Genomic DNA, 8,064 nt, shown 5'->3' with positions numbered 1-8,064 from the left:
CGAAGAGACCATCGCCCAGATGCTGGCCGAGCGCGGCGGCACGCTGAGCTACCGCGCCACCGCCGCCGAGGTGGCCGCCAGCCGCCGCACCCTGCTGGAGTACGTGTGGAACCACACCACGCTGCACGCCTTCAAGGTGGAGAAGAACCTCACCTACATCCAGAGCGCCTACAACCCCGCCTGCTACCTGGAGCAGGTGCGCACGCTGGCCCAGCGCTTTGCCGGCGAGGTGCAGATGCACGTCGAATTCCTGCGCACCAAGGAAGGCGAGTACAGCTGCAGCGGGCTGGAGATCATCTGCACCCGCGACGAAGCCCGCCTGGCCGAGATCATGCAGGCCTACCGCGACAGCGGCGTCATCATCAACAACCCGCACACCTGCTACGTCGAAGAAGGCAAGCAGAACCTCAAGCTCAACCCGCAGGTGCTGGCCATGAAGCAGCGCTTCGACCCGCAAGGCCTGCTCAACCCCGGCAAGCTCAAGAGCTGGGCCCCGGCACAACCCCTGGCCCAGGAGCCCGCCCATGCCTGAGATCAACGACGCCGACACCCGCCTGCTGCGCCGGGCCATCGAGCTGTCCACCGTCGCCACAGCGAACGGCAACCGCCCCTTCGGCGCGGTGATCGGCAGCGCCAGCGGCGAGCTGCTGGCCGAAGCCGCCAACAGCAACCGGCAGACCGGCGACTGCACCGCGCACGCCGAGGTCATGGCCCTGCACGATGCCGCGGCCAAGGGCCTGTCGCGCGAAGTGCTGGCTCAGGCCACCATGTACGCCTCCGGCGAGCCCTGCGTCATGTGCGCGGGGGCCATCTTCTGGTCCGGCATCGGCCGCGTGGTCTTCGGCATCGACGCGGTCAGCATGCGGGCCTTCCGCAAGCTCGACCAGGGCGCCGGCGACCTGGAATGGTCCTGCCAGGAGATCTACGCTCGCTCGCCGCGCCCCATCGAAATCCACGGCCCGGTGCTGCTGGAAGAAGCCACTGCGCCGCACACGGCGTACTGGGCGCGGTTTCAGGCGGATTGAGAGACAGATTCACGCCACCCGGCCACGGACGGGCCCCGTCAACGACGGCTGTCCGGATCGCTCCTGCAGCAATGGATACAGTCGATGTGCTGCGAGCGATAAAACATGCCTTCAAGCCCATCACACAACCAATTGATCAAGCAGGCGGCCAAGGCATCGCTTGGTTCGATCGGCTGCCGTCAGAAAGGCCAATCGCGCGTTTGGCTCGACGACCATGGGTGGTGGGTGGGCCTGGTTGAGTTTCAACCCAGTTCATGGGCCAAGGGCAGCTACCTCAATGTGGGTGCGACCTTCCTGTGGCGAGCCAGCGGTGTTTTTTCTTTCGACTTCGCAGTCGACGACAACTGCCGCAAACAGGGCTTCCATGAGTTCGAAGACAACGCGCAGTTCGAGCACATTGCGCAGCGACTCTCAAACCAGGCCGTGGCAGAAGTTACAAAGCTGCGATCCCAACTTTGCTCCATTCAGGCCGCGTCCGCCCTCTTGGGAAAGCTGCCCGGCTCGCCTGTGTACTGTCACTACCATGCAGCTGTCGCTGCGGCACTGGCTGGTGATCTTGACTCTGCCCGGGTTCAATTCGCGAAGCTCTCGCAAGAGCGAGGCGGCCCGCCGTGGCTGGGCGCCTTGCAGGCCAAGGCCAGCCGATTCGCAGACGCAATGCATTCACAGAGCAGCTTTCGTGAACTGGTGACCTTGGAGGTTCAAGAGGCCAGGCAGAAGTTAAAGCTCCCCCTTGTCCAGCCGGGAACCGATTTATGGCAATCGAGCTGAAGTCGGCCAATCGCTGACCTTGGTGAATGGCCGCTTTCGAGCAGGCTGGCATTAGGGAGAGATAGACAAATGATCACGATCCAGCCCATTGATGGAGACACGTACACGCTTCGGCAAACGCTGGAACGGCCATCGGTTTATCTGGACCATTGGGCCGTTCGCAAATTTTCAATGAACATGGCCCTTCAGGATCGCCTTGTTTCGATCCTGCAGCGAATAGAGGGGACTTGGCTGTTTTCCAATGTCAATCTGATGGAGTTCATCGCGATGAACGACATCAAAAGTGCCGAGGCGGTGGAAGCGATGATGACGCGCATGTTGCCGCGGTTGTACGTTGCGGATTTCTCCTCCGATGCAGGCTTCCTGCTCGAACATGGCGCTCTGCGTGATCCAAGGGGACCAGCTCAACATTGGATGCTTAGCGACTTGGGTGAACGGGCCAGGATCATGAGCGGTTCGTTGAACGTTCATCGCTTCGTGCAAGACGCGATCAGGTATCGCGAGTTGCTCTTGCCTGTGTTCGAAGACATGAGAAAGACCGTTACTGACGGTCTGCGCGAAGAAGTGCGGCAGCAGGGTCGGCGTGAGCAGGCGAAGCGATTTCGTCCTAGGCCGGGAATGACATTGCGATACGCGCTGACTTCCGAACTGGTGCGTAGTAGCTTCCTTGATTTGCGCAGGGATTTCGACGAGAACGACACCATGGACCTGATGCACGCGGCACCTTCCATCGTCTCTTGCGACTTCGTGCTTCTGGACGGACAGTGGTGCCACCGCGCCAACCAGGCCATTCGGAGACTTCGCGATGGCGGGATAACGGGGCGAACGGCGAATTGCTTTTCCCCCAGCCAGCTACCTCAGTTCCTTGAGGCTCTCGAACAAACCAGGTAGGACTATTGGGGCCAAGACGAAGCTGACCAGAACGCAGCGAGCTAAGAAGCCCGCTCCCCTCTGCCGCTCAAAGCGAAAAGCCCCCAGTTCCACCGGAACTGAGGGCTTGCGATCTGGTAGGCGCGATTGGATTCGAACCAACGACCCCCACCATGTCAAGGTGGTGCTCTAACCAACTGAGCTACGCGCCTGCTGAGCCTCGCAGTATAGACCGCTTTTCAGGAACTGTGCAAGTTTCTGCTGAAAATTTTCGGTGATCAGCGGCGCCGCACCTGGCGCACGCCGGCCACCTGCCCCACCTGCACCAGCACCTGCTGCAGGCGCGATGCGTCCGCCACCTCGATGGTGAAGGTCATGCGGGCGGTGCGGCCATGCATGTCGGTCACCGTCTGGCTGTGCACGCCCACCACCTGCATGCGTTCCTTGGCGAACACTTCGGAGATGTCGCGCAGCAGCGCGGTGCGGTCGGCGGCTTCGATCTGCACGTCCACCGGGTAGGCGGCTTCGCCGGCCTTGGCGGCCGCGCCCCAGGTGACGGCAATCACCCGTTCGGGCATGCGGTCGGCCATGTGGCGGAAGTTGGAACAGTCTTGCCGGTGCACGGCCACGCCCTTGCCGCGGGTGACGAAGCCGCCGATGGCGTCGGGCGGCGCGGGCCGGCAGCAGCGGGCCAGGTTGGTCAGCAGGCTGTCCACGCCCACCACCAGCACGCCACCACGCGCGGTGGGTGCGTCACTGGCGGTGCGTTTGAGCAGCGGGTTGTCGTCTTCGGACGGCGCGGGCGGCGGGCGCAGCAGCTGCTCGATGTTGCGCAGCGAGTATTCGTCCTTGCCCACCAGCTCGAAGAGGTCGTCGGCTTCCTTGAAGCCCAGCTGGCTGGCCAGCTCGCTGAGCTTGAGGGCCGTCTTGCCTTCGCGCTGCAGCAGCTTTTCCACCGCCTCGCGGCCGCGGGCGATGGTGTCGGCCTGGGCCCGGGCGTTGAACCAGGCGCGCACCTTGGCGCGGGCCCGCGGGCTCTTGAGGAAACCGGCCTCGGGGTTGAGCCAGTCCAACGAGGGGCCGCCTTCCTTGACCGCGGTGATCTCCACCGTCTGGCCGTTGGCCAGCGGGGTGGTCAGCGGCACCATGGCCCCGTCCACCTTGGCGCCGCGGCAGCGGTGGCCCAGGTCGGTGTGCAGGGCGTAGGCAAAGTCCACCGGCGTGGCGCCGGCGGTCAGCTCCACCAGCGCGGCCTGCGGGGTGAAAACGTAGACCCGGTCGTCGAAGCGGCCCTGCACCTGGCCGGCGCCCTGGCCGGAGAAATCGCGCTCCCAGGCCAGCAGTTGGCGCAGCACGGCCTTGCGGGCCTCGGCCACACGCTGCTCGAACTCGCCCGCGGCGCTGACGCCGCCATAGCCCTTGGTGCCCGCTTCCTTGTAGGCCCAGTGCGCGGCCACGCCGTACTCGGCATGTTCGTGCATCTCCTGGGTGCGGATCTGCACCTCCAGCGGCCGGCCCTCGTCGTCCAGCACCACGGTGTGCAGCGAACGGTAGCCGTTGGGCTTGGGCTTGGCGATGTAGTCGTCGTATTCGGCGGCCACCGCGCGGTAGCGCTCGTGCACGCGGCTGAGCGCGGCGTAGCAGGCCGGGATGTCGGCCACCACCACGCGCAGCGCGCGCACGTCCATCACCTTCTCGAAAGGCAGGTGCTTGCCCTGCATCTTCTTCCAGATGCTGTAGATGTGCTTGGGCCGGCCATAGACCACGGCCGGGATGCCGTGGGACTGCAGGTCGCTGCCCATCTGCAGGCGGGCCGCTTCCACGCTGGCCTCGCGCTCCACGCGCTTCTCGGCCAGCAGCTTGGCGATGCGGCGGTACTCGTCGCCCTGCAGGAAGCGGAAGGACAGGTCCTCCAGCTCCCACTTGATCTGCCAGATGCCCAGGCGGTTGGCCAGCGGGGCGAACACGGCCTTGGCCTCTTCGGCCAGAGCCACCGGGCAGTCGCGCTTGCTGGCGGCAAACCAGCGCAGCGTCTGCAGGCGCGAGGCCAGGCGCAGCAGCACCACCCGCAGGTCCTTGGAGAAGGCCAGCAGCATCTTGCGCACGCGCTCGGTCTGCTCGGCGCGCTGGGCGTCGCCCAGTTGGGCCTCACGCGCGGCGCGCTGGATCTGCACCAGCTTGCGGGTCAGCACCACCAGGCTGGCGTAGGACGGCCCGAAGGCCTTCTCGACCACGTCCTCGGGGCGCTGCAAAAAGTCAGCCGCATAGACCAGGAAGGCCGCGGCCTGCAGCGACGGGCCGCCGCCGATGCTGGCCAGGATGGCGGCCACGCCCTGCGCGTGGGCATAGGCGTCCTCGCCGCTGTCCATCACGCGGCCGGCCAGCAGCGGCTCGGCAAAGGCCATGGCGCGGTTGAGCGCGGCCAGGGCCTCTTCGGTGGCGGGATGGTCCGCGCGTTGCGGCGCCACCCGCTCATCGGGTTCGGAGGCCAGCGAGACGATCGGTGCCGTGCTGCTCAGGGTCTCGGCAGAACTCTTCATGGGGACAACAGGAAATCGCGCACGACGGCCACCTGGTCGGGCGCCACCAGCGTGGGGGCATGCCCCACCCCGGCGAACTCGTGCAGGCGGGCCCGCGGGCCGCGCTGGGTCATGGCCTGGGCGGTGGCGGGCGACAGCAGATCGGACTCCGCGCCGCGCAGCAGCAGCGTTGGGCATTCAATGCGGTCGTAGCTGGCCCACAGGGCCGCTTCGCCAGCAGCGGCAATCTCCGGCGTGATTGCCGAGAAAGCGTGGCGGATGGCGGGGTCGTAATGGGGCTTGAAGCCGGTGCCGTCCGGGGTGATCTGGTGCTCGCTCAGCGCCAGCCATTGCGCGCGGGTGTGGGGGCCGAAGCTTTGCGAGATGGCCCACAGCGCGTCGGCGGCCTCGTCCAGCGTGGCCCAGTGGGCCGGCTGCCCCAGGTACTGGCCGATGCGCTGCAGCGAGGACGGCTCGATGGCCGGGCCGACGTCGTTGAGCACCAGGCGCGTGATCGGCGAGCCCGCCAGGCTGGCCACGCCCAGGCCGATCAGCCCGCCCATCGAGGTGCCCACCCAGTGCACCTCTTGCGCATCCAGCCGGGCCAGCAGCGTCACCATGTCGGCCACGTAGTACGGGATGGCGTAGCCCATCGGGTCGGCCAGCCAGTCGGATTCACCGCGGCCCACCACATCGGGGCAGACCACGCGGTACTCATCGGCCAGGGCCTGGGCCAGCACGTCGAAATCCCGCCCCTGGCGGGTCAGCCCATGCACGCAGACCAGCACCTTCGGATTGGCCGCATCGCCCCACTCGTGATAGGCCATGCGGTGCAGGCCGCGGCTGTCCAGGCATTGCACAAAACGCAGTCGGGGCTCGGGGCTGGAAAAGTCGTTCATGATGCTGTCGCTTGCGGCATGGGCATGTCGTGGGCCAGATAATCCACTGTAGCAACCAATCCGCGCTTTCACCTCAAGGAGACTTGCATATGCTCAAAGGAAAAACGGCCTTGGTCACGGGTTCCACCAGCGGCATCGGCCTGGGCATTGCCAAGGCCCTGGCCGCCCAGGGTGCGAACGTGATGCTCAACGGTTTCGGCGAGGTGGATGCTGCCAAGGCTGAGGTGGCCGCCCTCGGCGTGCGCGTGGGCTACCACGGGGCCGACATGAGCCAGCCCGGTGAGATCGCCGAGATGATCGAGGCCTGCCAGGCCGAGTTCGGCACGCTGGACATCCTGGTCAACAACGCCGGCATCCAGTACGTCGCGCCGGTGGACGAATTTCCGGTCGAGCGCTGGGACGCGATCATCGCGATCAACCTGTCCTCGGCCTTCCACACCACCCGCCTGGCCCTGCCGGGCATGAAGGCCCGCGGCTGGGGCCGCATCATCAACGTGGCTTCGGTGCACGGCCTGGTGGCCTCGGCCAACAAGTCGGCCTATGTGGCGGCCAAGCACGGCATCATCGGCCTGACCAAGACCACCGCGCTGGAAACCGCCACCACCGGCGTGACCGCCAACGCCATCTGCCCGGGCTGGGTGCTGACCCCGCTGGTGCAGAAGCAGGTGGATGCCCGCGCAGCGGCCGAAGGCGTCTCCAACGAGGAAGCCAAGCGCCGTCTGCTGGCCGAGAAGGAGCCCTCGCTGCAGTTCACCACGCCCGAGGAGTTGGGCGCGATGGCGGTGTTCATGTGCTCACCCGCCGCCGACAACCTGCGCGGCGCCGCCATCAACATGGACGGTGGCTGGGTGGCGCAATGAGCGCCCCCCGCATCCGGCTCACTTGAGCTGGATGCTGCCTGAGACCGTGGCGGTGACGCTGCCCTTGCCGGCCTCCACCGGCAGTGCCTCGCCGTCGCCCACCTTGGCGGCGGCCATGGCCACCTGGAAGCGGGGCACGGGCGCCGATGCACCGCCATCGGTGTTCACCGACACCTCGCGCAGCGTGTAGCTGCCGAAGCCAAACTGGCGGGCATAGTCGCCCGCATCGGCCCGGAAGCGGGCAATCGCCTGGGCGGTGGCCTCGGTCTGCAGCTTCTCGCGCGCTTCCCGCGAGAGGCTGTAGCCCACACGGGAGATGGTCAGGCTGCCGATCTGGCCGGAGAGCTGGGCGATGGCCGGCATGTCCCGGCCTTCGATGACCAGTTCGGTCGAGCCCTGCCAGCCGGTGATGCCGCCCTTGCTGCCATAGCGCGGAAAGACCGAGAAGGCCCCGCTGCGCAACTCCACCTGACCGGGCCGGGCCTGGCGCCGGGCCTGGGCCATGGCGCCCTCCACCGCCTGCTTGAGCTGCTGCTGCACCTGGGTGGCATCGCTGCCCTCCCGGGTGACGGACAGCACCAGGGTCATCCAGTCCTGGGGCGCCTCCACCGTGGCCTGGGCGCTGAGGTTGAGCACGCCCTCGGGCGCCGCCGCAGGCACCTGAGCCTGCGCCGCCGCCGCAGCCGTGAGCATGGACAGGCCGGCCAGACGGCAGCCGGAGCGAAGAAGGTGCAGATGTGTCGTCTTCATGCATCCATTAACGCATGAAGCCGGGTGGGTGGACGACCGGATGGCGCCGGGGTGTGAAAGAGCGGGAACATTTGTAACAGAGGGTCAGGGCCGCCCGGAAACCCGAAATCCGCCCCGCACAATCCGTCTCTGTTACAAATTGGGGTCTGACCATGAATGCCACCTCCTCCCCCCGCCAGGACCGGATCGTCGTCGTCGATGACGACGCCCGCATCCGCGACCTGCTGCGCCGCTACCTGACCCAGGAGGGTTTCGACGTGCTGCTGGCCGAAGACGCCAAGGCCCTGGCCCGGCTGCAAACCCGCGAAACCATCGACCTCATCGTGCTGGACCTGATGCTGCCCGGCAAAGACGGCTTGTCCATCTGCCG

8 protein-coding genes, 1 tRNA gene and 1 pseudogene are annotated in these 8,064 nt (G+C 66.5%); 6 read left to right on the top strand and 4 right to left on the bottom strand.

Going from position 1 to position 8,064, the window contains the following annotated elements:
* From I73_RS33335 to I73_RS21485, 4 genes and pseudogenes are all read left to right on the top strand, one after another.
* Positions 1–532 (top strand): annotated as a pseudogene (locus I73_RS33335) (FAD-binding oxidoreductase); the annotation flags it as partial.
* Positions 525–1,025 carry a nucleoside deaminase gene (locus I73_RS21495; RefSeq protein WP_022982508.1) on the top strand — a complete coding sequence of 167 codons (501 nt, stop codon included), beginning with the start codon at positions 525–527 and terminating at the stop codon, positions 1,023–1,025. The pseudogene I73_RS33335 and the gene I73_RS21495, both read left to right, overlap by 8 nt.
* A gap of 105 nt (positions 1,026–1,130) precedes the next feature.
* A complete protein-coding gene (locus I73_RS29705) occupies positions 1,131–1,796 on the top strand; it encodes a hypothetical protein (protein ID WP_159105915.1) in 666 nt (221 codons plus the stop codon).
* A 69-nt stretch (positions 1,797–1,865) separates the two neighbouring features.
* Entirely contained in the window at positions 1,866–2,687 is an 822-nt protein-coding gene (locus tag I73_RS21485; protein WP_022982506.1) for a hypothetical protein, read from the top strand.
* Positions 2,688–2,801: 114 nt separating this feature from the next.
* On the opposite strand, the gene I73_RS21480 is transcribed toward I73_RS21485, so the two are convergent.
* The 3 genes from I73_RS21480 to I73_RS21470 form a co-directional block, all read right to left on the bottom strand.
* A tRNA-Val gene (locus I73_RS21480) sits at positions 2,802–2,878 on the bottom strand.
* 66 nt (positions 2,879–2,944) lie between these two features.
* Entirely contained in the window at positions 2,945–5,206 is a 2,262-nt protein-coding gene (locus tag I73_RS21475) for a bifunctional (p)ppGpp synthetase/guanosine-3',5'-bis(diphosphate) 3'-pyrophosphohydrolase (RefSeq protein ID WP_022982505.1), read from the bottom strand.
* Positions 5,203–6,084 (bottom strand): alpha/beta fold hydrolase, encoded by an 882-nt coding sequence (locus I73_RS21470; protein WP_022982504.1) that lies wholly within the window; start codon positions 6,082–6,084, stop codon positions 5,203–5,205. Before I73_RS21470 ends, I73_RS21475 begins: the two co-directional genes overlap by 4 nt.
* A gap of 89 nt (positions 6,085–6,173) precedes the next feature.
* On the opposite strand from I73_RS21470, the gene I73_RS21465 reads away from it, so the two are divergent.
* The gene (locus tag I73_RS21465; protein ID WP_022982503.1) at positions 6,174–6,944 is read left to right on the top strand and encodes a 3-hydroxybutyrate dehydrogenase; all 771 of its coding nucleotides are present in this window, start codon (positions 6,174–6,176) and stop codon (positions 6,942–6,944) included.
* Between the two features lie 18 nt (positions 6,945–6,962).
* Here the strand turns inward: I73_RS21465 and I73_RS21460 are convergent, their stop codons facing one another.
* Positions 6,963–7,694 carry an SIMPL domain-containing protein gene (locus I73_RS21460; RefSeq protein ID WP_022982502.1) on the bottom strand — a complete coding sequence of 244 codons (732 nt, stop codon included), beginning with the start codon at positions 7,692–7,694 and terminating at the stop codon, positions 6,963–6,965.
* Positions 7,695–7,846: 152 nt separating this feature from the next.
* Here I73_RS21460 and I73_RS29700 point away from each other — a divergent pair.
* On the top strand, positions 7,847–8,064 hold a 218-nt coding region (locus I73_RS29700; protein ID WP_040501282.1), incomplete at its 3' end, for a response regulator.

The organism is Ideonella sp. B508-1 (genome assembly GCF_000333615.1).
Lineage (GTDB): Bacteria > Pseudomonadota > Gammaproteobacteria > Burkholderiales > Burkholderiaceae_C > Ideonella.
Note: the sequence above shows the minus strand (reverse complement) of the source record. Positions and strands in the feature narration are given on the sequence as shown.

Bases quoted from the DNA above. Each gene is read 5' to 3' on its own strand.
- I73_RS21475 (WP_022982505.1), bottom strand. From the start codon at position 5,206: ATGAAGAGTTCTGCCGAGACCCTGAGCAGCACGGCACCGATCGTCTCG.
- I73_RS29705 (WP_159105915.1), top strand. From the start codon at position 1,131: ATGCCTTCAAGCCCATCACACAACCAATTGATCAAGCAGGCGGCCAAG.
- I73_RS21465 (WP_022982503.1), top strand. From the start codon at position 6,174: ATGCTCAAAGGAAAAACGGCCTTGGTCACGGGTTCCACCAGCGGCATC.
- I73_RS21470 (WP_022982504.1), bottom strand. From the start codon at position 6,084: ATGAACGACTTTTCCAGCCCCGAGCCCCGACTGCGTTTTGTGCAATGC.
- I73_RS21495 (WP_022982508.1), top strand. From the start codon at position 525: ATGCCTGAGATCAACGACGCCGACACCCGCCTGCTGCGCCGGGCCATC.
- I73_RS21485 (WP_022982506.1), top strand. From the start codon at position 1,866: ATGATCACGATCCAGCCCATTGATGGAGACACGTACACGCTTCGGCAA.
- I73_RS21460 (WP_022982502.1), bottom strand. From the start codon at position 7,694: ATGAAGACGACACATCTGCACCTTCTTCGCTCCGGCTGCCGTCTGGCC.